We start from the raw sequence: 23,810 nt of genomic DNA, 5'->3' as shown, positions 1-23,810 counted from the left end.
AGTGACACCTCCGATCGGGACCGGCGTCGCACCACGGCGCCGGTCCCGACACCGTTGGCACCCGAGTCGCTCAGGGAAGCAGCCGGCGCCCCTCCCAGGTTCCGTGTTCGGACAACGGGCGGAATCGCATGAACGCGGACTCGTGGTGGAAGTCCCGGCGATGCTGTTCGACCATGGCGACGGCGTGGGTGTCAGCTTGTGGGACGGCGCTACGGCCGTGGACCATGTCGGTCATCTCGCGGACGCTGCGCCAGATCGTGAAGGTGGAGAAGGTGTGCGGCGGGCGCATCGCTGCGGTGGCGAAGGTGGCGCCAGGGTGGCTGGCGACCAGGCGTTCGACCGGCCGCCCCCACTTCAGGAACCGGGGCAGTTCGAGAAGCTTGAGCCGGGCGAGGGTGACGGCCACCATCGGCTCCTCCGGATCCCACCGGCCCGCCTGCACCGGCAGGCCGGCGAGCGCGGCCACCTCGCCGTAACGCCGCAGGTACTGCAATCGCACATGCCATCCGGCGGCGAGCCGCCGCCCCAGCGCGTCGTCTGCGAGGAACCGTTCCAACGCCGATTCATCGGCCCACTCGGCGAACATCGCCAGGCGTCGCAGCTGCATCCGTTCCACCGACAGCACCGGGGAACCGAGCCGCATGAGCGGGAAACACTCGGCATGCCGCAGCCCAGCCGCCCGAGGCCCGCGCCGCAGTGTGCGCAAGGTCAAGGCCGGTGGAAGCAGTACGAGATGGAACGAATGAATCATCGGCCCATCCTTCCAGTCCTCACAGCCTGACCGCGGATCGCGGCTGATGCGGGCACCTGCTCGGAGTCGGCTTGGCTAACGACGCAGTTTGGTGCCAACCACCGTTGCGATGGGTTCAGGTTCGTCGGTGGCCGCGTCACAGCCAGCGGCTGGGGTCGACGACGCATGTCCTGGCCAAGCGCGCTTCTCTCCGTCAGGCGCGGCAGACGATCTCGCCGTGCAGCACGGCGAACCAGGCATCCGCTGCTTCGGCCCACTCCCGCCAGCCGTCCGAGATGTTGCGTAGGTCCTGCGCCGTGGCGACGCCTGCGGCCAGCACCTGTCGGGCCAGGTCCGAATTCAGGATCCGCTCGGCCCACATCCCGCCCCACCATTCCCGGTCCTCCGGCGTGGCGAAGCACCAGGTGCTCGCCGTCGCCCTGACGTCGGTGAACCCGGCGGCGCGCGCCCAGGAGAGCAGACGCCGCCCGGCGTCCGGTTCGCCTCCGTTGGCGCGGGCGGCCTGCTGGTACAGGGCGAGCCAGTCGTCGAGCGCCGGCACGCGCGGAAACCAGGTGAACGCCGCATAGTCGCTGTCCCGCGCGGCGACGATTCCACCGGGACGGCAGACCCGGCGCATCTCGCGCAGGGCCTGGATCGGATCGGCGACATGCTGAAGCACCTGGTGGGCGTGGACGACGTCGAACGTACCGTCGGAGAGGTCCAGCGCGTGCACGTCGGCGACCGCGAAGTCGATGTTGCCCTGACCACGGGCGTCGGCCTCCGTGCGGGCGAGTTGGAGTGCGTCGTCGGTGATCTCGACGGCGGTGACTCGTCCGGGTGCCACGCGGGCGGCCAGGTCGACGGTGATGGTGCCCGGTCCGCAGCCGACGTCGAGCACCGACGAGCCCGGCGCGAGGTGCGGCAGCAGGTACGCCGCCGAGTTCTCGGCGGTACGCCACCGGTGTGAGCGCAGCACCGACTCATGGTGCCCGTGGGTGTAGACGTTCGGTGCGGCCGGCATGCACGAGTCCCCTCGATCGACTACCGCAACCCTAACCATCCATCCCACTATTCGGTAGGGACTTCCCATGATATGAACCGCGCCGATCAAGACCCGTACTGCCACCAGCGCCGAGCGCCGCAGCCGCGTTATTCAACTCGGTGAGACGCGCCGTCGGCGGCAGCGCCAAGGACCCTCATGACGCCACCGTCCGGTGGATCTGTCCGTCGGGCTCGTGGTTGTCACGGGACGCCGGGGTGGGTGCCGCGACGGGCCACCGCCGGTGGGGAGGTACCCCGTCGGCCTCCGCCAGCAGGCGGCGTCCGGCCTGCTCCGGCCGTACGTTCGGGCTGTCATCCGGGTGGGCCTGCGGACGCCGGCCGGCGGCGATCACCCGTTCGTCGACGTGGATGCCGAGCCCCGGCGAGTCGCCGAGGACGAAGGCACCGTCCTCGACGTGCAGGTCGACGGTGAGGCCGACCGGTGGACGCAGATCCTGCAACTCGCTGGTCAGGTGGTTCGGCACCGAGGTCGCCGCGTGCAGCAGCCCGACCGGGCTGTTGCCGATCGGGCTGATCGGCAGGTCGTGCGCGTGGGCCAGGGCCGAGGCGCGCAGGAAGTGCGTGACCCCCCAGACGGCGGCCGTCTGGATGATGTCGACCGCGCCGGCGGCGATCAACGGGCGGTACTGTTCGAGCCCGGTGAGGTTCTCGCCGGTGGCGACCGAGGCGCGGATGCCCCGGCCGACTGTGGCGAGGCCTTCGGCGTCCCAGCGTCGGACGGGTTCCTCGATCCAGATCAGGTCCAGCACGCGTTCGATCTCGCTGACGTGTCGGACCGCCTGTTTGCGGGTCCACGCCTCGTTGACGTCGAGCATGAGGCCCGGCCTGCGGCCCTGACCGGCCTCGGTCAGCACGTCCCTGATCAGGCACAGCCGGTGCCGGTCACGCTCGATGTCCAGGCCGCCCTTGAGTTTGGCGGCCCGTAGGCCGTACTGGGCGTACTCCTGGTATGCCTTGACCAGTTCGTCGTCGGTGAGGCCGATGTCGAGACCGGAGGCGTAGGCCGGGACCCGCCGGTCGCGGCCGCCGAGCAGCCGCCACAGCGGCTCACCGGCGGCCTGCGCCTTGATGTCCCACAGGGCGGTGTCGAGCGCGCCGATGGTGCCGAAGACCGGGCCCGCGTGCCCGGCCTTGAAGGTGTGCCGCAGCATCCGGTCGTAGAGCGTGGTGACGGCGCGGGGATCCTCGCCGTCGATCGCCGCGAAGATCCGTTCGATCTCCACGGACGGGCCGATGCCCACTCCGCGGATGCCCTCGTCGGTGTCGACGACGACGATCGGCACCGGGACGACCCCGTCGGCGAAGACGCCGTTGGCGTCGCCGACGGGCCGCCCCCATTCCTGCACGGTGGTGAGCGTCCGATATCCGGTGATCCGCATGTCAACCCTTCGTGGAGCCGGCGGCGACGCCGTCGGCGATCTGGCGCTGGAGGAAGAGGTAGACCACCAGGACGGGGATGGCGGCGATCAGCACACCGGACGCGAAGGTGGGGATGTCGTCGGAGTACTGCCCCCGCAGCGAGGTCACCCCCACCATGAGCGTGCGGTGTTCGGCCGACGGCATCATCACCAACGACATGAGTACGTCGTTCCAGCAGAACAGCGCGTTGAGGATGCCGACGGACAGCAGCGCCGGTGTGCCCAGGGGCAGCATGATCCGGCGGTACACGCCGTAGATGCTGTTGCCGTCGATCCGGGCCGCGTCGATGATCTCCGGTGGCACGCCCCGGTAGTAGCTCGTCATCAGAAAGACGGTGAAGGGCAGGAACTGCGCCACGTAGACGAGGACCAGCCCCGGGTACGTGTCGATGAGCGCCGTGTCGGCCATGATCCGGGCCAGCGGCACCATGATCACCTGGAACGGCACGAACAGGCCCGCGAGGCAGCCCAGGAACAGCGCCGACGAGCCGCGGAAGCGCAGTTGGCTCAGGGCGAAACCGGCCATCGAGCCGAGCAGCAGCAGCAGGATCACCGACGAGGTCACCACGACCAGCGAGTTGATGAAGTAGCGGCCCATCCCGACGCTGGTCCACGCGGTAATGATGTTGTCCCAGCGCAGGGCATCGGTGAGGGCGAACCGGTCGAGGATGTAGTCGCGTCGGGTCTTCATCGCCACGTTGGCGGTGAACAGCAGGGGGTAGATCGTCGCCAGGGCGAGCAACGACATCGGAAGGGCGATCAGCCATCGCCCGCGTCGCAGGTGGGACATCAACTCTCCTTCCCCGCCCGCCTGAGCAGCTGGATCTGCAACAGCCCGACGACGAGCATGATCACGAAGAGCACGGTCGAGGCCGCCGAGGCGAGGGCGGGGCGGTTCATCTGGCCCTGCTGGATCCAGATGTAGTACTCCGGCAGGTAGGTCGAGCCCTCGGGGCCGCCGCTGGTCATCACGTAGAGCAGGCCGAACATCGAGGTCAGCATCCCGATCATGGTGGTCACGAAGACGAACTGGATGGTCCGGGACAGCCCTGGGATGATCACGTGCCGGATCACCTGTGGCAGCGATGCCCCGTCCACCCGGGCCGCGTCCAGCAGGGCGCTGTCCAGCGTCGCGAAGCCGGCCAGGAAGACCACCAGGGACATGCCGAACGTGGCCCAGACGTGCACCCCGACCACCACGAACATGGCGATGTCCGGGTTGCCGAGCCAGTCGGTCGGCGGGACGCCGACCGCGCCCAGGACGGCGTTGAGCGGGCCGTCGAAGGCGAGCAGCAGGTTGAAGATCGCGCCCACGATGACCGGGGAGAGCACCGCGGGGAAGAAGTAGACGCTGCGGTAGACGCGGTGGCCGGGCACCCGGAGGTAGATGAAGGTGGCCAGCAGCCCGGGGATCGCCACCGCCACCGGCAGCAGCAGCACCAGCCACCCGACGTTGCCCAGCGCGGTACGGAACAGCGGGTCCGTCAACAGCTCGCGGTAGTTGTCGATGCCCACCGCCGTTCCGTTGCGTGCCCCGTCCCCGGTGAAGGAGAAGTTGACTCCGAGCAGCAGCGGATAGAGCCGCAGCAGCACGATGATCAGTACTGCCGGTGCGACCAGGATGTACGGGGCGAGGCGCTCGGCCCGCAGGCCGCCGCCGCTGCCGGCGCGGCGCGCAGGGCGGCGGGCGGAGGTGTCACCCGCGGGACCGTCGGTCCGACCGGACAGAGCCGGACGGACCGACGGCTGCGTGTTTCCGATCGGCACGCGCTCAGCCCGCCTGGTCGGAAGCGGCCAACTGCTTCACCACCTCGTCGACGGTGATCGAGCCGCTGAGCAGCTGCTGGGAGAGCCGCCCCATCAGGTCGATCGTCTTGGAGGAGAGCGCCACGTGCAGGGCCGGCTTGCCGCCCTTGAGCTCGGCGACGATGCCGGCGACGGCCGCGCCGCCCTGGGAGACGTCGATGGTGGTGTCGGCCGCGACCGCGCCCGCGTCGGCGTAGAACGCCTTGAGCGCGTCGGTCGAGGTCAGGGAGCGCACCAGGTCGGCGGCGACCTTGGGGTCCTTCGTCCACTTCGCGACCGCGTACCCGATGCCGCCGTCGTAGGCCAGGCTGGGCGTGGTGCCCTCGGTGACCACCGGTGCGCTCATCACGCCGAGGTTCTCGGGGGTGAGGAACTCGTTGAAGTCCTTCCAGTGCCCCACGTCGGACATCAGTCCGATGATGTGGGCCGCCTTGCCGGACTGGAAGATGGCGAAGGAGTCGTTGAACATGGCGGTCGAGTTGGCGCCGTCGTTGTTGAGGCCCGCCGCGCCGGCCTCCTTCCAGAGCGCGAAGACCCGCTTGACGTTCGGCGAGTTCCAGTCACGCTTGCCGGCGATCCAGTCGTCGTACTCCCCGGCGGTGAGGATGCCCGAGCCCAGGGCGGAGAGCCAGAACTGGATGCCCACGCCTTCCTTGTTGCCCAGGGCGAAGCACTTGGCGCCGGCCCGGGCGATGGCGGTGCAGTCGGCGAGGAACTTGCTCCAGGTGGTGGCCGGCGTCGCCGGGTCGAGCCCGGCCTTGGCGTAGAGCGCCTTGTTGTAGTAGATGGGGTGGCCCTGCAACGTCACCGGGCCGGCATAGGTCTTGCCGTCGGAGGTGAAGGCGTCCCAGCCGGCGAGTCGCTGCTTGTCCTCGGCCACGTACTCGTCCAGCGGCACCAGGGCGTCCACCCGGTCGCGGATCTGGCCGCCGCCGTTGAAGAGCATGACGTCCGGGCCCTTGCCGGCCTGGATCGCGGCGCCGAGCAGGGTGTAGTACTGGTCGAACGGCTGCGCGACGAACTCGACCGTCACGTCGGGGTGCTTCTTGGCAAAGTCGGCCTTCGCCTTGTCGAGGTACTGTGCGGCGGAAGCCTCGCCCGACTTCCAGTCCCACACCACCAGCTTGTCTGCGGAGCCGCCGGAGGAGTTGCCCGATCCGGTGGCACTTCCGCAGCCCGCCATCGTCACCAGTCCGACAACAAGGGCGGCTGACCATAACGCGCGCTGTTTCATCGTTGTTCACCTCTGAACGGGGTTGGCTGACGGCCCGGCCGCCACACCGACAATCGATCGATGGAACGTAACTCGTATGACGTCTGATGGTCAACAGGCGGGACGTACACTGATCTCTTGGACGTCGTGCCACGGCAAAGCAAATCGGAGGGGACATGACGCCACCGGAGACGACCCTCGAAGGCCTCGTGACCCCGGCCTGGGTCCGGCGACCCACAAACCTCGCCAGGGCGGTCACCGCCGAGCTGGTGCAGCGAATCGTCCGCGGGGTGCACCCCTCGGGCACGGCCCTGCCACCGGAACCGGTCCTCTGCGAGACCTTCTCGGTGAGCCGCACCGTGGTGCGGGAGGCGGTCAAGGTGCTCCAGGAGAAAGGCCTGGTGCAGGTCCGCCAGGGTGCCGGCACGATGGTCACCCCGCAGTCGATGTGGGACATGCTCGACGAACTGGTCCTGGCGGCCACCATCGCCGAGGACGACAGCCTCGCCATCCTCGACGACCTCGTGGTCACCCGGCGGCTGCTGGAATCGGACATGGCCCACGTCGCTGCCCGGCTGGCCGGCCAGGAGACCCTCGACCGACTCCGCGCCCTGGTGGACCGGATGGACGAGCTCGTCGACGACCAGGTCGCCTACCACGACCACGACCGGGCCTTCCACGACGTGATCATGCAGGCCTCGGGCAATCGCATCGCCCGTGGCGTCGTCCGGTCGTTGGAGAGCCAGGTCGTCAACACCGCGCGCTACATGGGTCGGACCCAGCGTTCGCTGTGCGTGGCGTCCAACCGCGGGCATCGCCGCATCTACGAACGGATCGCCGCCCGGGATCCCGACGGTGCCGCCGAGGCGATGTTCACCCACATCACCGAGGCGTGGCTGGTCCGCCGCAAGGGCTCCGGCAAGGTGCCCCGACTCCAGCGCTGATCGACGGCCGGGCCGCCGCCACCCGTCGTGCAACGGGTGGCGGCGGCCGGCCGGCGCAGGTCAGGAGAACTGGGCGAAGAACCGCCAGATCTCACCCTTGGTCCAGGTGGTGACGCCGCTCTCGGCGTACGTGCCGTCCACCGGCCCGGGCATGTGCCCGTTGTCGAAGGCAGCCCACTGCACCGGGTAACCCGCCCGGCAACCGGAGTACGCGGTGGTGATGTGGGTACGGCTGCCCGCTCCCGGCTCCGGCGGGTTCTGCGCGGTGCATCCGTTGTTGCGGACGAACGTGTCGCGCAGCGACCGCCCCTGGCCGATGCTGAGCACGTTGTCCGAGATGCCGTGCAGCCCGAAGTACGCGATCGGCTGCGAACCACCGGAACAGCCGCTGATCTGCGCACCGGCGATCACCGCGACGGCCCGGAACACGTCGGCCCGGGCACAGGCGAGGGCGTAGCTCATGCCGCCACCCCAGCTGAAACCGAGCGCGAAGCGCTGCCGCGGGTTGACGCAGAGGGCGCTCTCGATGTGCCTGATCATGTCGTCGACGAAGACGACGTCCTCACCACCGGCATTGCCCCAGCCGTTGCCGAGCCCCTGCGGGGCGACCAGGATGGCCGAGTTGTTCGACTGTTCCTGCTGGCCGTAGTAGGACCAGGCGGCGCCGCTGGTGCCGCCGGAGGAGACGTCCTGCATGGTGCCGCCCCGCCAGTGGAAGCCGAAGATCAACCGGTAGGGGTTGTTCTGGTTGTAGTTGGCGGGCACCCGCAGGATGAACGACCGGCTCTTGCCGCCGCTGGAGATCGTGTGCGTGCCGCTGTTCAGGGTGGGCGCCTTGCCGCAGCCCGTGCCGCCGGTGGGGGGTGGCGGGGTGGTGCCCCCGCCGTCGACGCGGACGAGTTGCCACTGCTGGTTGGCGCCGTTCCAGTCGGCGTACTGCACGATGTTGCCGCCGTCGGCGGTGGACGCGCCCTGCACCTCCACGACCTTGTTGCTGTGCCGGCTGATCAGCCGGACGTGACCGCCGTCGGAGTCGGCCAACCGGAACTGCTGGTTGGTCCCGTTGTGGTCCGACCATTGCACGATCGCCGCACCGTCGGCGGTCGAGAAGCTGTAGACGTCGAGAACCTTGCCGGAATGCCGGGACTTGATCCGGTAGTAGCCGCCGCCGGAGTCCACGAACTGCCACTGCTGGTTGGCGCCGTTGTTGCGGGTCCACTGGCTGATCCGGGCGCCGTCGGCGGTCGACGAGGCGTACAGGTCCAGCGCCTTGCCGCTGTTGCGGTTCACCAGGACGTACCAGGCGTTGGTGTCAGGCGTCGCCGCGGCGGCCGGGGCGGCGTGCACCGCGACGAGGGTGCCGGCGGTCAGGACGGCGGCAGCGACCGCCGCCAGTCCTGACCGCCATCTGCGGCGTGGTGGAGAGGCGGGACGGGCCTCACCGATGACGTTCATGGCCGACTCCTTCGATCGGGGTCTCACCCGGGGCGTGCGCCCGAGCGTGCCCGGCCGCGCCGGCATGGTGGTGGCGCCGGCCGAGCAACCCAGCCATCGAAAGTTAACTATGAAAACGTCATACGTCAAACGACAGAGGTCTATCCGGCGGAGTGCGCGTGCCGGGCCGCCCGCTCGGCCAGCCACAACCAGCGTCGCTGCACCTCGCCGCTGGTGGCGGCAACCATCGCCAGGGCGTCGCCGCGCACCTTGCCCAGCGCGTCGGCGTCGGTTGCCGGGTCGTCCAGCAGGGCCGCGCCGTCGCGGAACGCCTCCGCCTCGGCCGAGCCGCCGAACCGGGGGGCCACCTCGTCGCGCCAGAAGTCGGCCCAGGCCAGCTCCGGGTTCCAGGAGAACCGGGCGTACGCCAGGTAGCTGACCTCGTTGGTCGGGTGGTACGCGGACGCCTCGGCGAAGATGGTCAGTCCGCGCATGCCGGCGGCGGCGGTCCGGGTCGCCATGTCGGTGTACATCTCCGGCACCCAGGAGTGGCGCTGGCGGTTCCACTGCGATCCGGCGTGGGTGCGCAGCACGTTCGTGGTGTGCGGCAGCGCCGCCACGTGCTCGGCGGTCAGCCGCTCCCGGTTGTCGTACCAGAAGCCCCGGTTGATGCAGTACTGGTAGGCCACGTCGTCGGGCAGGTCGGCCAGCGGGCGCTGCGCGTCCAGGTCGAAGATGTTGTCCCAGTACACCTCGACCAGGTGCCGCAGCGGCACCCCGGCCGGGCCGGTACGCCGGGCGGTGTCCAGCAGGGTCGGGTACACCGACCGCATCGCCTCGTACGACCAGGAGGTGCGCTCGCCACCGGTGTGCGCGGTGCAGCGCGCGCAGGCACAGCTGCCGTAGTCGCCGGTCTCGAAGTTGATCCCGCCGACCGGCAGGGTGTCCAGCAGCCAGTCGATGGCGTCGCGGTTCCAGGCCAGGTTCTCCGGCTGCGACGGGCAGGCGGCCATCATGTACTCGCTGGCCGGGAAGTGCAGGTCGCCGAACTCGTCGATGTCGAAGCCGACCTTCTTCGGCAGCTCGGCCGCCAGGTCGGGGCGCTGACGCAGCCAGGTGGCGAGGTTGTACCGGTGTCGGCCGTCGAAGTAGACGCCGCCGTAGGCGTTGATGCCCACCCCGGCGATGATCCGCACGCCTCGGGCGTTGGCGTACTCGCACAGGTCGCGGGCCTCCTCGACGCCGCCGTGGGCGTCGCGCAGCAGCCCGTACACCACGATCCCGCCGATGCGTTCGGCGCTGCAGAAGTCCACCAGCCGCCGGTAGTCGGCCCCGAAGGCGTCGGCGCCCTTGGCGTACGGGTTCAGCGCGCCGATCTCCTGCAGGCCCAGTTGACGCAGGTCCCAGTTGGTGGAGTGGTCCCAGGTCCAGAGGGTGCGCAGCGGCAGCCCGGGGGCGCTGTCGTAGGTCCCGACGGGCAGCCCGGCCGGGGTGGCCCGGGCCAGCAGGTCCCGCACGCCGTAGATCAGCCCGGCGAACGGGTCACCGACGATGCGGATCTCCCCGGTGGCCGGCACCTCGATCCGGAAGCCCCCCTCCGGCAACGCCGGGTCGGGCGTGAGCCGTACCGGCTCCGTGCCCTGCCCCAACGCCTCGACCAGCAGCGTGGCCGCGAACGGCGCGTGTTCGGCGCCGAGCACCTGGACGCCGGAGAACGGACGGTACGACATCATGACCTCCCGAGGGACTCAAGGGGTGGCGGCGAGGTAGTCGACGACGTCGATGGCCGTCCACACCCCGTTGCGCCAGTAGGGATCGTGTTCGACGAGGGCGCGGGCCGCCGCCGCGTCGGCCGCCCGCAGCACGAGCACGGAGGCGCGCAGGTCGGCGTGGGCGCCGGCGATCAGGGCGGTGCCGTCGGCCAGCAGGTGCCGCACGTACGCCAGGTGGGCCGCCCGGTGCGGCTCGCGGCGCACGGCGGCGTCGGCGGTGAAGGTGGCGGTGACCAGCCAGGTCTGTTCGAATCTCACGCGTCCGCCCCGATCGCCCCGACGAGACGTTGCAGGGCCACCCGGTAGACGGTCTGCGGCCGGCCCGCGCCGGTGCTGACGTGCACCCCGACCTCCTCGGCGAACCCGGCCGCGCGCAGCGCCTTGAGCAGCCGGCGCGCCGATCGGGCCTCCACCCCGTACGCGTCGGCCAGTCCTCGGGCGGTCACCTGGTTCGGGTCCATCTGGTGCAGCGCCTCCAGCAGCCGCCGGGTGGACAGCGGCCCGAGGCGCAGTTGCTCGGAGACGCGCAGCACGCCGGGGGCGGTCTCGCGCAGCCGCTGCTTGACCGCGCTGCCTCGGGTGGAGTAGATCTCGCCGTCCGGGAAGACCACGTGCGTGTCGCCACCGCCCCGGCCGAGGGCGAGTGCCTGGCGGGCGTTGGCCTCGGCGGCGGCGATGGTGGTGCCGGCGCCGAAGCCGACGGTGTGTTCCCCGTCCACTCCGCGCAGGGTGAGCAGGGAGGCGTGTCCGGCCCGGTGCCGGGCGATGGCGCTCTCCACGGTGCCTCGGGTGGTGGTGATGACCAGGGTGCGGTCGTCGATGGTGTTGAGGCGTCCGCGCATCCGCTCGGCGTGCTCCAGCAGCGCCTCGCGCAACCGCAGGCGCTGCCGTTCGGCCTGGTACGGGTCCTGGGGTCGGGTGGCCGACTCGGCGACCTCGATCATCATCACCGCGATCTGGGTGGCCCGGGACTGGCGTACCTCGGCGGCGAGCCAGGCCCGACGCAGCGCGTCGCGCACCGACGCGCGGGTGTGCTCGACACGCCACACCGGCACCCCGCGTTCGCGCAGCTCCCGGTGCACCGCGCCGAGGCAGGTCAGGCACGCCTCGACCGCTCCGGATTCGTACCGCTCGCGGTGGTAGGCGGTGACCTCGGCCAGGGAGGACAGCAGCAGGCCGGACGAGTCGGCGATGGGCAGGATCTCGGTGGGCGGGGTCAGGTCGATGTCGTGGTACGTCTCCCGGACGGTGTCCGCCTCGATGGTGTCCACACTGACCCGGGGCAGCTGGCCGGCACCGGCGAGCAGCATCCGGGACAGGGTGCGGTACAGGTCGATCCCGGCATGCCGGATGTAGTCGATCTCGGCGCGCAGCCCACCGGCCGCGGCGGCGAAGCTGTACGGGATGCGCCCGGTGAACAGCAGCACCTGGCACACGTCGTCCAGCTCGCGAGCCAGCTCGGGGGCCTGCTCCGGGTCGGTGTACGTGCGGACGCTCACCTCCTCCGCGCGACCTTCCCCGGCTGCCACCTCCTGCACGAGCCGGATCGAGTCCTCCGGGCCGATGATCCCGATCACGCTGCCGCCTCCACGTCGTCGCCCTGTCTGCCGGTCGGGCTGCTCAGCCGGTGTAGACGGTGCCGGCGATGCCGGCGCTGGCCGGCGAGGCCAGCAGCACCAGCACCGACGCCACGTCCTCGGGGCGGCCCAGGGCCGCCTCGATCCGGGCGACCTGGGCACCGTTGACGCCGTTGGCCCGCGCCTCGTCCAGCGACCGCCGCATCAGCGGGGTGTCGATGTCGCCGGGGCACAGGGTGTGCACCCGGATCCCCTGTGGACCGAGGTGCCGGGCCAGCGTCAGGGCCAGGCCGTGCAGTCCTCCCTTACTCGCGCCGTAGGGTACCGATCCGGATCCGGTCAACACGCCGGCCTTGGAGCCGACCAGCACCAGCACCCCGTCACCGCCGCCGAGATGCCGTACGGCGTGCTTGGCGACGAGGAACGGCCCGGTGAGGTTGACCGCGATGACCTGCTGCCACAGCTCCAGCGGCAGGTCGGCCAGCTCCGTGCCCTGACCTCGCATGACGCCCGCGACGTGCAGCACCGCGTCGATTCCGCCCAGCTCGGCGGCGACCGCGTCGAGGGCCGCGGACACCTGCGCCTCGGCGGTCACGTCGACCGGATGGGCGCAGGCGGTCGCCCCGGCGGCCCGGGCCTGCACGGCGGCGTCGGCCGCGCCGGTGGCGTCGGCGTCGAGCACGGCGACGGCCGCGCCGGCCGCGGCAGCGGCCCGCACGGTGGCCAGCCCGATGCCGGAGGCACCGCCGACGACGACCACCCGACGGCCGGTGAGCAGGCCGGCCGCCGGGGCGACGCCGGTCACCGGTTGACCGTCCGCCGGACCGCCTCGACCACGTGCGCCGCCTCGGGCACGACTGCCTTCTGCAGCGCCGGTGCGGCGGGCATCGGCACGTCCGGCGCGGCCACCCGGGCGACCGGGGCGCGCAGGTCGGTGAAGCACTCCGACGCGGCCCGTGCGGCGATCTCCGCGCCGAACCCGCCGGTCAGGTTCGCCTCGTGGGCGACGACCAGCCGGCCGGTGCGGGAGATCGAGGCACCGACGGTCTCGAAGTCCAGCGGGTTGAGCCAGCGCAGGTCGATCACCTCGGTCTCGATGCCCTCGGCGGCGAGTTCGTCGGCGGCGGCCAGTGCCGCCGGAACCATCCGGGACCAGGCCACCACTGTGGCGTCCCGGCCGTCGCGGACCACCCGAGCCCCGCCGATCGGCTCGACCGGCGCGTCGGTGCGGACCGGACCGCGGGTCGGGTAGAGCATCCGGGCCTCCGCGACCACCACCGGGTCGTCGCTGACCACGGCGGTCCGCAACATCTGGTACGCGTCGTCCGGCGTGGACGGCAACGCCACCCGCAGACCCGGGGTGTGCGCGAGGTACGCCTCGATCGACTGCGAGTGCTGGGCGCACGCGCCCGGCGAGTACCCCTGCTGCATCCGGATCACCAACGGCGCCTTCCACCGGCCGGCGCTGGAGTAGCGGATGTTGGCGATCTGGTTGACGATCTGGTCCATCGCCACGAAGGTGAAGTCGGCGTACATGATCTCGGCGATCGGCCGCAGGCCGGTCATGGCCGCGCCGAGCGCCATGCCGAGGAAGCCGGTCTCCGAGATCGGGGTGTCGAAGATCCGCTCGGAGCCGAACCGCTTGTGCAGGCCCTTGGTGGCGCCGAACGGGCCACCGGGCAGGGCGACGTCCTCACCGAAGTAGACGGTGTCGGACCGGCTGTCCAGCGCCCAGGTGAGCGCGGCGTTGACGGCCTGGATGTACCGCAACGACTCAGACATAGACGTACTCCTTGACGGTCGCCGGGTCCGGGTACGGCACGGCGCGGGCGGCGGCGATGGCGGCCTCGACCTCGGCGGCCACCTCGGCGTCGATGACGTCGAGGCGGGCGGCCAGGTCGGCGTCGGCGGCGGCACGGATGCGGGCCAGCGGCTCGCGTTCGCGGGCGGCTGCCACCTCACCGGCCGGCCGGTAGTGCTGCACGTCGCCGCTGTAGTGGCCGACGAGGCGTTCGGTCATCGCCTCCACGATGGATGGACCCGAGCCTTCCCGGGCGCGGGTGACCGCCTCGCCGACCGCCTCGGCGACCGCGTCGGGGTCGTTGCCGTCGACGACCCGGCCGGGGATCCCGTACCCGGCGGCCCGCTCGGCGAGTTGACGGACGCGGACCATGTCCTCGATGCGGGACATCTCCGAGTAGACGTTGTTCTCCACCACCAGGACCAGCGGCAGGTCGAGCACGGCGGCCATGTTGAGCGCCTCGTGCACGTTGCCCTGGTTCATCGCGCCGTCACCGATGCTGACCACCGAGACCGCACGGCTGCCGGTGCGCTGCGCGGTGAGCGCGGCGCCGGTGGCGATCGGCACCCCGGCGCCGACGATCGAGTTCTCCCCCACGAACCAGCGGCCCGGGTCGGACAGGTACGGCGAGGCGGCCCGACCGCCGTTGACGGCCGAGTCGCGGCCCATCATCTCGGCGAACAGCCCGGTCATGTCCACGCCGCGGGCCAGCGCCCAGCCGTGCCCCCGGTAGGTCGCCGTCACGTAGTCACCGTCGCGCAGTGTGCGCGCGGCGCCGACCGGGATGGCTTCCTGCCCGTTGCACAGGTGGATCGAGCCCGGGATCTCGCCGGCGTCCTTGAGGGCGGTCAGCCGCTCCTCGAACCGGCGGATCCGGGCCATCGCCCGGTAGTCGTCCGGCAGACCCATCACACCCCCTGAAGATTTAGAGCCCTATTCCGGCTCGTTCGGATTGGAGCCTAGACCAGGGGCGTCATGCTATGGAAGAGTGCAGGAGCAAGTTTGTGGCCGTTATAGGTCTCTAATTTGGGGGCAGCATGGAGATCACCGCCGTCGAGTCGGTGGTGCGGGGCGACGCGCACTTTGTCGCGATACACACGTCGACCGGGCTGGTCGGCGTCGGACAGTCCGCCTGCTGGGGCTATCCGGGTGCCGTGCACGCGGTCGTGGAGACGTTCCGCCCGTACCTGCTCGGCGCCGACCCGAACCGGATCGAGCACCACTGGCACCACCTCTACCGGATGGGTCCGTTCCGGGGATCGGTGCTCACCGCCGCCGTCTCCGCGATCGACCTGGCACTGTGGGACCTGCTCGGCAAACGCCTGGAGGTGCCGGTCTGGCAATTGCTCGGCGGCCGGGTGCGCGAGAAGATCCGGCTGCACCTGCTGCTGCCCGGCACCGGCGCGCAGGCCCTCGCCGAGCAGGCGGCCGCGGCGGCCGCCGACGGGTTCACCGCGGTGAAGTTCGACCCGCTGCCGGCGAACTACGGTGACCTGTCGCTGGCCCGGCTGGTCGCCGAGACCGAGGCGACCACCGCCGCCGTCCGGGACACCGTCGGCCCCGACGTCGACCTGCTCATCGAACTGCACCGCAAGCTCACCCCGTTGCAGGCCGAGGCCGTGGTGCCGGCGGTCGGCCGGTTGCATCCGCTGCTGGTCGAGGACCCGATCCAGATCGACAGCGTGAGCAGCCAGGCCGAGGTGACCCGCCGGGCGCTCGGGGTGCCGATGGCCAACGGGGAGCGGCTGCACACCATCTGGGAGTTCAAGGAACTGCTGGCTCAGGGCGGCGCCCAGTACGTCCGTCCCGACCTCGGTCTGGCCGGTGGAATCAGCCACGCCCGTAAGATCGCCGCGCTGGCCGAGTCGTACCACGCGGCCGTGGTCAGCCACAACTGCCTCGGGCCGCTGCTCACCATGGCCTCGGTGCAGCTGGACACCGCGATCCCCAACTTCGTGACCCAGGAGTACTCCCCTCTCGACGACACCCTCGCCGACGGCCCGGCCCGCGCCTGCGTACGCCGCCAGGGCGGTTTCCTGCCGGTGCCCGAGGCACCTGGCCTCGGCGTCACCCTGGACCTCGCCGACGAGACCCCGCTGGACCTCACCGGCCGGCCCCTGACCCGCATCCCCTACCGCGCCGACGGCTCCGTCGCGTACGCGGTGTAAGGAAGGGCACCTTATTAACGCCTGCGGTAGAGCACGGGCCCCTTGTTAACACCGTGCGCCGGATCGCCCGAGGACGGGCGATCCGGCGCACCGGCGTTTGCGTACTCAGCCGGCCGGCGGACGGCCGGGATGGTGGAAGACCGGGTACGCCCACAGTGGCTCACCGTCGGCGTCGGCGATCTCGGCGAACAGGTGGGCCAGCGAGGCGCTCCAGCGCGCCTGCACCGGCGAGGCACCGGTGACCCGACGGGCGTGGTCGAAGCCCCACCGGGTACGCAGCACACAGATCAGCAGCAGGCCGTGCCGGTAGATGTGGTAGTCGTACATGCCCGCCTCGTCGAGCAGGGCGGCCATCTCCGGCCACAGCGCGGCGTGCCGGCGCTCGTACTCGGCCTCCGCCCCCGGGCGCAGGCGGTACAGGTAGCACATTTGCGCGCCGGGCCCGGATGCCGGTCCCGTCCCCGATCCGGTGCCGGGATCGGGAACGGAACCGGTGTGGCCCGTGCCCGGACGATGAGGAGTATCCGGGCCAGGGTGGTGCACCGGGTCGCTCACTTGCCGGAGCCGGCGAGCGCGCCGGAGATGAGTTGCCGTTGGAACACCAGGTAGATGATCAGCACCGGCAGCAGGGCCACGATCAGGCCGGCGCTGACCAGCGGCACCGACACGTCGTACTGGCCGCTGAGCAGGGAGACGCCGACCATCAGGGTCTTGGAGTCCGAGCCGCCCATGATGACCAGCGGCAGCAGCAGGTCGTTCCACATCCAGACGAAGTTGAAGATGGCCAGGGCGGCCAGCGCCGGGGTGGCGATCGGGGCGAGCAACCGGAACAGGATGGTGAAGTGTCCGGCACCGTCGACCCGGGCCGCCTCGATCAACTCGTCGGGTACCTGCTGGAAGTAGCCGGCGAGCTGGTAGGTGCCCAACGGCAGGCCGAAGGCCGCGTACGCCAGGATCAGGCCCTGGTACTCCCCGGACATGCCCAGGTCCAGCACCGTCTGGTAGAGCGGGTAGATGATCGCCTGGCTGGGGATGGTCAGGGTGACGATGATGAACAGGAAGACCAGCTTGCCGCCGCGGAAACGCAGCTTGGTCACGGTGTACGCGACAAGCATCGCGGCCAGCACCGACAGCACCAGCCCACCGACCGTGGTGATGATCGAGTTGAGCAGCAGTCGGGGCATGTTCATCCGCTTGAACGCCTCGACGTAGTTGTCGAAGGTGATCCCGGACGGCAATCCGAGCGGATCGCGGGCGAACCCGGTCTGCGTCTTGAGCGAGCTGACCACGGTGAACAGCAGCGGGTAGAGGGCCGCCACCGCGACCACCACCAACGCGAAGACCAACAGGTAGCGCCCGATCTGGGCGGAGTATCGCCGGTTCATCGCGGCTTCCGGGTCCCCTCTTTGAACATGTGCCGCACGCTGAAGACGGAGATCAGGGCGACGAAGACGAACAGGGCGATGCCGATGGCCGAGCCGTACCCGCGGTCGAGGAACTGGAAGGTGGTGAGGAAGACCAGGTACTCGGGGAGCATGGTGGCGTCACCGGGGCCGCCCTGGGTCAGCGCGTAGATCAGCGGGAAGAGCCAGATCAGCACGCCGGAGGCACAGAGCACGCTCCAGTACGCCACGGTCGGGCGCAGCATCGGCACGACCACGGAGAACAGCCGCCGCCAGAAGCCGGCGCCGTCGAGGTACGCGGCCTCCAGCACCTCGTCGGGAATGGTCGCCAGCCCGGCCAGGTAGGTCATCACACCCAGGCCGAAGAAGCTCCACAGCGCCACCGCGACAAGCGAGAACAGGGCGCTGTTGCGGCCGTTGAGCCATTCCAGGGCGAGCGGTTCCAACCCGACCGTACGCAGCAGGGCGTTGATCGGTCCGTCCGGCGCGAGGATCTGCCGGAACATGATGCCGACCACGATCGGCGCGATGGTGTACGGGATGAAGTAGACGGCCCGGAAGAACTTCCAGCCCGGTGCCCGCTGGTGGATCAGCACCGCCAGCACCAGCGGCACCACGATCCAGACCGGCAGGGTGGCCACCACAAGCAACGCGTTGCGGAAGCTGGCCAGCACCATCGGGTCGTCGAACATGCGGGTGTAGTTGTCGAACCCGGCGAAGGAACTGTCACCGAACCCGCTGGAGGATTCGAAGCTGGTGGTGACGCCCCGCACCAGCGGCACCAGCTTGAAGGTGAACGCCAGGGCCAACGCCGGCAGGACCAGCAGGGCGCCCAGCCACCACTCCCGGGCGTGCCGGAAACGCCGGGTACGGCGTACCGGCGCAGGTGGCGTCGTCGCGGCGGCCGGCTCGGCGGCCGGCGCGGTGGAGATGCTCATCGGGTTGTCCTCCCCCGGGAAGCTGGCGGGTGGGGTGGCGCTGGGCCACCCCACCCGATGCGACTAGTTGCCCTGCTTCTTGGTCGGGCTGCGCTCCAGCGCCTGCTGCATCTGGTCGGCCCACTTGTCGACGGTGAGCTGGCCGAGGGTGACCTGCTGCCAGCCGCGGGCCAGCGCGTCGGCCTCCGGGCCGGAGAGCATCACACCTGCGTGCAGGGTCGGCTCGGCGATCAGCTCCTGGATCTTCTTGAAGGCCGGCGACTCCGGCAGCAGCGCCGGGTCCACGTTCTTGTTCAGCGGCTGGCCCTTGGCGTACTTCACCCAGAGCTCGCCGTTCTCCTTGCCGGCCAGCCAGGTGATGAACTTCAGGCCGGCTTCCTTCTTCTCGCTCCACTTGGTCACGCCGTAGACGGCGCCCTCGATGCCGGAGAACTTGCCGGCCAGCGGCGCGGACGGGTTGATGGCCGGCCAGCGGGTGACGCCGAGCTTGTCGTCGCCGAGGGCCTTGCCGAACGCCTCCCAGTTCACCGCGTCGGAGATGATGGTGCCGGCGAAGGCGGCGTCACCGCGCTGGAAGATGTCGGCGCCGTCGGGCAGCATGGTGATCGACGGGGCGTTCTTGTTGGCCCAGCCCTTGGTGGTGATCTCGGCCAGCTTCTCCAGGACCTGGACCAGCTTCGGGTCCTTCCAGGACAGGGTGCCGTTGAGCACGCCGCGGATGTCGTCCTCGGTCAGGTAGTTGCGGGCGATCTCCGGGAAGTCCCAGTACGCCGGGAAGGTGCCGGACAGGCCCAGGGCCAGGCAGGTCTTGCCGGCCTTCTTGACCGCGTCGCAGGCCGCCCCGAACTCGTCCCAGGTGGCCGGCGGGTTCTCCGGGTCGAGCCCGGCCGCGGTCAGCACGTCCTTGTTGTAGTAGAGGACGTTGCCCTGGTAGGAGAAGGGCACCCCGTAGCAGGGCTTGCTGGTGTCGAACTCCTCGCAGGCGCCGCTGTAGGTGACCAGATCCTTGTTGATCTCGGCCGCCTTGTCGCCCAGCGGCGTGTACGCCCCCCGCCGGTCGAACAGCTCCAGGCCGGCGTTGTTGGCCATCACGTCCGGGCCGGACTGCGAGGTGATGTACGGCCCCTGCACCTCGGGGTACTTGTCGAACGGGACCGACTGCAGCTCCAGCTTGATGTCCTGGTGGCTGGCCTCGAAGGTGCTCTTCACCTGCTGCCAGTACTCGGTGCCACCCGGCTCCCAGGTGAGCACCTTGAGGGTCACCGGGCCGTCGGCGGCGTCGTCACCGCCGCCGCCACAGGCGGCGAGCAGCGCAGCGGTGGCCACACCGGCGGCGAGGACACCTGTCAATCTACGTCGAAACATCGGCGCAAACTCCTGTCAGGAAAGGGGTTCGGGGGAGATCCGACGAGGCGCGCCACCGGCGGCGGCACTGTCGGCCATGGCCGTGGCGACCTGCACCACGTGCAATCCGTCGGCGAGCGGGACGACCGCCGCCGACTCGACGCCGGTCACCTGACCGACGAAGTGGCGCAGTTCGGCGGCGAGTGCACCGCCGCCGTCGACCGGCGACAGCAGCCAGTCCGGCGCCTCGGTCTGCTCGCCCTGGACGAGCAGCGTGGGGTGGCCGAGGTCGACGTGTGCGACCCCGTCGGTGCCGTACACCTCGACCAGGTCCGAGGTGTGGTTGGGCGTGTGTGCAGGCAGGAGGTAGCTGTTGCGGATCGACGACACGACGTCGTTGGCGTGCCGAAGCTCCGCCCACACCAGGACCGGCGTCGCCGATCCGGGTCGGGTCCGGGCCGCCGCGCGGACCTCGACCACCGGCGACTGGGCGTACCAGATGGCCAGGTCGATGTCGTGCACGGCGGTGAGGAGGGCGGGGTGCTCGTCGGGGAAGAGCCGGCTGAGGGTGCGCGGCCGGTCCCGGCGCGACGAGATGGCCAGCACCTGACCGAGTCGGCCGGCGCGGACCGCGTCGTACAGCGCCCGGTGGGGTGCGCTGTGCCGCAGGATGTGTCCCGGCTGGCAGAGCACCCCGTGGGTGCGGGCCGCGGCGACGATGGCGTCGGCGTCGGCGACCGTCGCCGCGAGGGGCTTCTCCACCAGGACCGGCACGCCGGCGGCCAGCAGCGCGACCGCGACGTCGCGGTGCGCGGGACCGGGCACGCAGACCGAGGCCGCCTGCGGCGTCCCGGCGGCGAGCAGCTCCTCGACCGTGCCGAAGGTGCGGGTCACGTCGTGCTCGGCGGCGACCTGCCGGCGTACGCCCGGGTTCGGGTCGACAAGCGCGGTCACCGGCACCCCGAGGGACCGGTACGCGGCGACGTGCCGCAGCCCGAAGGCTCCCGCGCCGATCACGGCGACCTCGACCCGCTGGCTCATGCCGCCACCGCCGCGCTGTCGGTGTCGGTGTCGGTGTCGTCCGCGGCGGCGGCCGGGGTCGGCACGGAGGCGATGGTCGGGGCGGTGAGTCGGCCGTCCAGGACGGCCCGGGTGAGCCGCTCCAGCGCGTTCACGCCGTATTCGAGGCAGCGCTCGTCGACGTCGAAGGAACCGGAGTGCAGGGGCGCGCCGCCCCGCTCGCCGGTGACGCCGAGCTTGACGTACAGGCTGGGGCCGAGCGCGCCGAGCAGCGCGAAGTCGTCGGTGGTCAGCGGCGGCACCGCGAGGTCGACCACCTCCACCAGGTCGGGCAGTTCGGTGTGGGCGAGCGCGACGAGTTCGGCCGCGTTGCGTACCGGGGGCATCTCGTTGGCCCAGGTGAAGCGGACGCCGAGGTCGAGCGCGGCGGCCTGCTGACGGGCGACCCGCTCGATGACCACCTTGAGCCGCTCGCGGGTGCCCTCGTCGAGGGTCCGCAGGGTGCCGGTCGCCTCGGCGTACGCGGCGACCTGGCTCTGGCTGGCGCCGCCGGAGATGGTGCCGATGTTGAAGGCCACCAGTTCGTCGGCGTTGCGGGACCGGGCGACCGCGGCGTGCAGCAGGTTCACGATGCCGCTGAGGCCGAGGATGGCGTCGCGGCCCAGCGCCGGGGTGGCGGCGTGCGCGGCCCGGCCGAGCACCTCGATGCGGAAGGCGTCCTTGGCCGCCATCGCCGTGTGGCGGTCCACGCCCACCGTGCCGACCCGCAGGTCCGGCCAGCAGTGCAGGCCGAGTACGGCGTCGAAGCGGCGACCGCTCAGGGCCTCGTGCAGAAGGGCGGCGGCGGCACCGGAGGCCTCGCCGAAGGGGATTTCCTCGGCCGGCTGGAACAGCACGGCGACCGAGCCCCGGGCCGGTGGCGTGGCGGCGAGCCGGGCGGCCACGCCGTAGGCGACGGTCATGTGCACGTCGTGTCCGCAGGCGTGGCAGACCCCGGGGTTGGTGGAGGCGTACGGCTCGGTCTTGGCGTCCTGGACCGGATAGGCATCCATATCGGCCCGAAGGAGGACCGTCGGTCCCGGAAGCGCACCTTCGAGTTCCAGGAGCAGTCCGGTGCCGGCGATGCCGGTGCGCACCCGACCGAACGGCTGGAGCTTCTCGGCCAACGTCACGGCTGTCTGATGCTCGGTAAACCGCAGCTCCGGGTGGCGATGAAGCTGACGCCGTAGCCGTACCAGCCCCTCGACCCCGTCGTGTCCCAGCTCCACCCAGCCAACTCCTCGCTCACGGCCTGCAATCCGGACCTAATTGAGACAAGAACCTAAAGCCGGGGGGCGGTCACGTCAATAACCAGGCCGGATTTGGGTTATCGTCCGTGACCATGGACCTCGCTGACGCCCACCTGCACCTGTTCGCCAACGGCTACCCGGGCCGCTACGGACGCTCCCCCGCCGGCGCCGAGGAGCTGGCCGCATACCAGGACATCCGCCGCGTGCACGGCATCGATCGGGCGCTGGTGGTGGGCTACGAGGGCGGGGAACACTTCGCCGGCAACAACGACTACCTGGCCTCGCTCGTCGGCAGCCATCCCTGGATCGCCCCGGTCGCCTACGTCTCACCAGATGGGCCGGCAGACGGCCAACTGGCCCGCTGGTGGGCGGCCGGATTCGTGGGCGTCTCCGCCTACCTCGCCGACACCGAGCAGGCCGACCGCTTCGCGGCCTGGCTGACCACGGCGGTCCCGCAGCTCACCGCCGCCCGGGCGCTGCTCAGCCTCAACGCCACCCCGGCCGCCACCGCCCGGCTCGGCACCGCCCTGGCCGGGCTGGACGCCTGCCCGGTGCTGTTCAGCCACCTCGGACTGCCCGGCAGCCGTCCCACACCCCCGACCCCGCAGCAGGCGGCCGAGACGTTGGCGCCGCTGCTCGACCTGGCCCGGCTGCCGCAGGTCGGGGTGAAGGTGTCCGGCCTATACGCGGTCAGCGAGCCCGCGCACGCCTGGCCGCACTCCGCCGCCCGGCCCTTCGTCGACCTGCTGCTGGAGCGCTTCGGCAGCCGGCGGCTCTACTGGGGCTCGGACTTCCCGCCCAGTCTGGACCATGTCTCGTTCAGCCAGACCCTGGAGCCGGTCGGCCTGGCGCAGCTCTCCCGCACCGAGCAGGCCGACATCTTCGGCGCGAACCTGCGGCGCGCCCTCGACGGCGTCCAGGCGGCACGCTGATGACGGCGATCCGGGCGGTCCTGCTCGACCTGGAAGGCACCCTGTACGCCAACGCACGGGTGATCGACGGCGCGAGTGATGCGATCGCCGAGCTGCGCGAGCGGGGCCTGGGCGTACGGTTTCTGACCAACACCGACTCGAAGACCGCCGAGCGGATCCGTTCCGAACTGGCCGGCTACGGGCTCTCCGTCGCCGCGGACGAACTGTTCACTCCGGTGGTGGCCGCCGAGCGGCTGCTCACCGCAGCGCAGGCCCGTACGTTCGCGTTGCTCTCCCGGGAGCTGACCGCGCTGATGCCGACGGTGGCGGCCGTTGGCCCGTACACCCATGTGCTGGTCGGCGACTGCCGCGAGACGCTTGACTACCCGGCGTTGGACGAGGCGTTCCGGGCGGTCCGCGCCGGCGCGGAACTGGTGGCGTTGCAGCGCGGCCGGTACTTCAAGCGCGCCGACGGCGACCACGTCGACACCGGCGCGGTGGTCGCGGCGATCGAGTACGCCGCCGGGGTCACCGCCCGGGTGCTCGGCAAGCCGTCGCCGGACTTCTTCCGGCTGGCCGCCACCTCGCTGGACGTCGAGGCCACCGAGTGTCTGGTGGTCGGCGACGACGCCACCACGGACGTCGCCGGCGGCCGGGCCGCCGGTCTTCCGACCGTGCAGGTGCGCACCGGCAAGTACGCCGACCAGCGCGCCGAGGGACTCACCGGCGACGCCGATCACGAGGTGGACTCGGTGGCGGATCTGCCCCCGCTGCTGCGCAGGCTGACCGCCGCATGACCCGAGGGCGGGCTCGGCTGTTGCCGAGCCCGCCCGGTCCCACGTCATCGGTGGGACGGTGTCACCTGGTCAGCGTTGCAGGGTGAGTACGCCCGGGCGGTACGGCAGCAGGCCGTAGTCGCCGCCGGAGTTCGGGGCACGGCCCTGGTACAGCAGTTGCAGGTTGCACGGGTCGACGGT

The 23,810-nt window shown here is 70.9% G+C and carries 24 protein-coding genes; 4 read left to right on the top strand and 20 right to left on the bottom strand.

Translation table 11 applies throughout. The features are described 5' to 3' along the window. Window positions 1–70: 70 nt before the first annotated feature. From EG812_RS15520 to EG812_RS15495, 6 genes are all read right to left on the bottom strand, one after another. A complete protein-coding gene (locus EG812_RS15520; RefSeq protein WP_043720623.1) occupies window positions 71–751 on the bottom strand; it encodes a hypothetical protein in 681 nt (226 codons plus the stop codon). A 193-nt stretch (window positions 752–944) separates the two neighbouring features. Continuing rightward, entirely contained in the window at window positions 945–1,754 is an 810-nt protein-coding gene (locus EG812_RS15515; protein ID WP_126711939.1) for a class I SAM-dependent methyltransferase, read from the bottom strand. Between the two features lie 175 nt (window positions 1,755–1,929). Next, complete coding sequence (locus tag EG812_RS15510; RefSeq protein WP_013733416.1) at window positions 1,930–3,174, bottom strand: mandelate racemase/muconate lactonizing enzyme family protein; 1,245 nt, start codon at window positions 3,172–3,174, stop codon at window positions 1,930–1,932. Between the two features lies 1 nt (window position 3,175). Beyond that, window positions 3,176–4,003 carry a carbohydrate ABC transporter permease gene (locus tag EG812_RS15505; protein ID WP_013733415.1) on the bottom strand — a complete coding sequence of 276 codons (828 nt, stop codon included), beginning with the start codon at window positions 4,001–4,003 and terminating at the stop codon, window positions 3,176–3,178. Next, window positions 4,003–4,980 carry a carbohydrate ABC transporter permease gene (locus tag EG812_RS15500; RefSeq protein ID WP_013733414.1) on the bottom strand — a complete coding sequence of 326 codons (978 nt, stop codon included), beginning with the start codon at window positions 4,978–4,980 and terminating at the stop codon, window positions 4,003–4,005. Before EG812_RS15500 ends, EG812_RS15505 begins: the two co-directional genes overlap by 1 nt. 4 nt (window positions 4,981–4,984) lie before the next feature. Further along, complete coding sequence (locus EG812_RS15495) at window positions 4,985–6,202, bottom strand: ABC transporter substrate-binding protein (protein ID WP_232510796.1); 1,218 nt, start codon at window positions 6,200–6,202, stop codon at window positions 4,985–4,987. Between the two features lie 206 nt (window positions 6,203–6,408). Here EG812_RS15495 and EG812_RS15490 point away from each other — a divergent pair, with 206 nt between their 5' ends. Beyond that, window positions 6,409–7,176 (top strand): FadR/GntR family transcriptional regulator, encoded by a 768-nt coding sequence (locus tag EG812_RS15490; protein ID WP_013733412.1) that lies wholly within the window; start codon window positions 6,409–6,411, stop codon window positions 7,174–7,176. Window positions 7,177–7,236: 60 nt separating this feature from the next. Here EG812_RS15490 and EG812_RS15485 read toward each other — a convergent pair whose 3' ends face one another. The 7 genes from EG812_RS15485 to EG812_RS15460 all read right to left on the bottom strand — a co-directional run bounded on the left by EG812_RS15485 (window position 7,237) and on the right by EG812_RS15460 (window position 14,669). After that, window positions 7,237–8,631 (bottom strand): RICIN domain-containing protein, encoded by a 1,395-nt coding sequence (locus EG812_RS15485; protein WP_013733411.1) that lies wholly within the window; start codon window positions 8,629–8,631, stop codon window positions 7,237–7,239. A gap of 140 nt (window positions 8,632–8,771) precedes the next feature. Beyond that, the gene (locus tag EG812_RS15480) at window positions 8,772–10,340 is read right to left on the bottom strand and encodes a hypothetical protein (protein WP_126711938.1); all 1,569 of its coding nucleotides are present in this window, start codon (window positions 10,338–10,340) and stop codon (window positions 8,772–8,774) included. Window positions 10,341–10,358: 18 nt separating this feature from the next. Continuing rightward, window positions 10,359–10,640 carry a YciI family protein gene (locus EG812_RS29095; protein ID WP_158632514.1) on the bottom strand — a complete coding sequence of 94 codons (282 nt, stop codon included), beginning with the start codon at window positions 10,638–10,640 and terminating at the stop codon, window positions 10,359–10,361. Continuing rightward, window positions 10,637–11,959 (bottom strand): helix-turn-helix domain-containing protein, encoded by a 1,323-nt coding sequence (locus EG812_RS15475; RefSeq protein ID WP_158632513.1) that lies wholly within the window; start codon window positions 11,957–11,959, stop codon window positions 10,637–10,639. Before EG812_RS15475 ends, EG812_RS29095 begins: the two co-directional genes overlap by 4 nt. Window positions 11,960–12,002: 43 nt before the next feature. Then, window positions 12,003–12,764 carry an SDR family NAD(P)-dependent oxidoreductase gene (locus EG812_RS15470; protein WP_126711937.1) on the bottom strand — a complete coding sequence of 254 codons (762 nt, stop codon included), beginning with the start codon at window positions 12,762–12,764 and terminating at the stop codon, window positions 12,003–12,005. Next, window positions 12,761–13,741 (bottom strand): alpha-ketoacid dehydrogenase subunit beta, encoded by a 981-nt coding sequence (locus EG812_RS15465; RefSeq protein ID WP_126711936.1) that lies wholly within the window; start codon window positions 13,739–13,741, stop codon window positions 12,761–12,763. The genes EG812_RS15470 and EG812_RS15465 overlap by 4 nt, the downstream gene beginning before the upstream one ends. Beyond that, window positions 13,734–14,669, bottom strand: a complete 936-nt coding sequence (locus EG812_RS15460) for a thiamine pyrophosphate-dependent dehydrogenase E1 component subunit alpha (protein WP_126711935.1) — start codon at window positions 14,667–14,669, stop codon at window positions 13,734–13,736. The genes EG812_RS15465 and EG812_RS15460 overlap by 8 nt, the downstream gene beginning before the upstream one ends. Window positions 14,670–14,797: 128 nt before the next feature. On the opposite strand from EG812_RS15460, the gene EG812_RS15455 reads away from it, so the two are divergent. After that, entirely contained in the window at window positions 14,798–15,928 is a 1,131-nt protein-coding gene (locus tag EG812_RS15455; protein WP_126711934.1) for a mandelate racemase/muconate lactonizing enzyme family protein, read from the top strand. 105 nt (window positions 15,929–16,033) lie between these two features. On the opposite strand, the gene EG812_RS15450 is transcribed toward EG812_RS15455, so the two are convergent. The 6 genes from EG812_RS15450 to EG812_RS15425 form a co-directional block, all read right to left on the bottom strand. Next, a complete protein-coding gene (locus tag EG812_RS15450; protein WP_013733403.1) occupies window positions 16,034–16,357 on the bottom strand; it encodes an L-rhamnose mutarotase in 324 nt (107 codons plus the stop codon). Window positions 16,358–16,479: 122 nt separating this feature from the next. Then, window positions 16,480–17,313, bottom strand: a complete 834-nt coding sequence (locus tag EG812_RS15445; RefSeq protein ID WP_013733402.1) for a carbohydrate ABC transporter permease — start codon at window positions 17,311–17,313, stop codon at window positions 16,480–16,482. Next, a complete protein-coding gene (locus EG812_RS15440; protein ID WP_013733401.1) occupies window positions 17,310–18,269 on the bottom strand; it encodes a carbohydrate ABC transporter permease in 960 nt (319 codons plus the stop codon). The genes EG812_RS15445 and EG812_RS15440 overlap by 4 nt, the downstream gene beginning before the upstream one ends. Window positions 18,270–18,332: 63 nt before the next feature. Beyond that, window positions 18,333–19,634 carry an ABC transporter substrate-binding protein gene (locus EG812_RS15435; protein ID WP_081476108.1) on the bottom strand — a complete coding sequence of 434 codons (1,302 nt, stop codon included), beginning with the start codon at window positions 19,632–19,634 and terminating at the stop codon, window positions 18,333–18,335. A 15-nt stretch (window positions 19,635–19,649) separates the two neighbouring features. After that, window positions 19,650–20,654: a Gfo/Idh/MocA family protein gene (locus tag EG812_RS15430; RefSeq protein ID WP_126711933.1), complete on the bottom strand. Its 1,005-nt coding sequence runs from the start codon at window positions 20,652–20,654 to the stop codon at window positions 19,650–19,652. Next, window positions 20,651–21,901, bottom strand: coding sequence for a M20 metallopeptidase family protein (locus EG812_RS15425; RefSeq protein WP_158632512.1), 1,251 nt, complete (start codon window positions 21,899–21,901; stop codon window positions 20,651–20,653). Before EG812_RS15425 ends, EG812_RS15430 begins: the two co-directional genes overlap by 4 nt. A gap of 113 nt (window positions 21,902–22,014) precedes the next feature. Between EG812_RS15425 and EG812_RS15420 the strand changes: the two genes are divergently transcribed. Together EG812_RS15420 and EG812_RS15415 are read left to right on the top strand one after the other, a co-directional pair. Next, window positions 22,015–22,854 (top strand): amidohydrolase family protein, encoded by an 840-nt coding sequence (locus EG812_RS15420; protein ID WP_126711931.1) that lies wholly within the window; start codon window positions 22,015–22,017, stop codon window positions 22,852–22,854. Further along, a complete protein-coding gene (locus EG812_RS15415) occupies window positions 22,854–23,630 on the top strand; it encodes an HAD-IIA family hydrolase (protein WP_126711930.1) in 777 nt (258 codons plus the stop codon). The genes EG812_RS15420 and EG812_RS15415 overlap by 1 nt, the downstream gene beginning before the upstream one ends. 69 nt (window positions 23,631–23,699) lie before the next feature. Here EG812_RS15415 and EG812_RS30270 read toward each other — a convergent pair. Further along, window positions 23,700–23,810, bottom strand: a 111-nt coding sequence (locus EG812_RS30270) for a non-reducing end alpha-L-arabinofuranosidase family hydrolase (protein WP_502697198.1), incomplete at its 5' end; no start/stop codon positions are given.

It is taken from the genome of Verrucosispora sp. FIM060022 (assembly GCF_003977705.1).
Classification (GTDB): domain Bacteria; phylum Actinomycetota; class Actinomycetes; order Mycobacteriales; family Micromonosporaceae; genus Micromonospora; species Micromonospora gifhornensis.
Note: the sequence above shows the minus strand (reverse complement) of the source record. Positions and strands in the feature narration are given on the sequence as shown.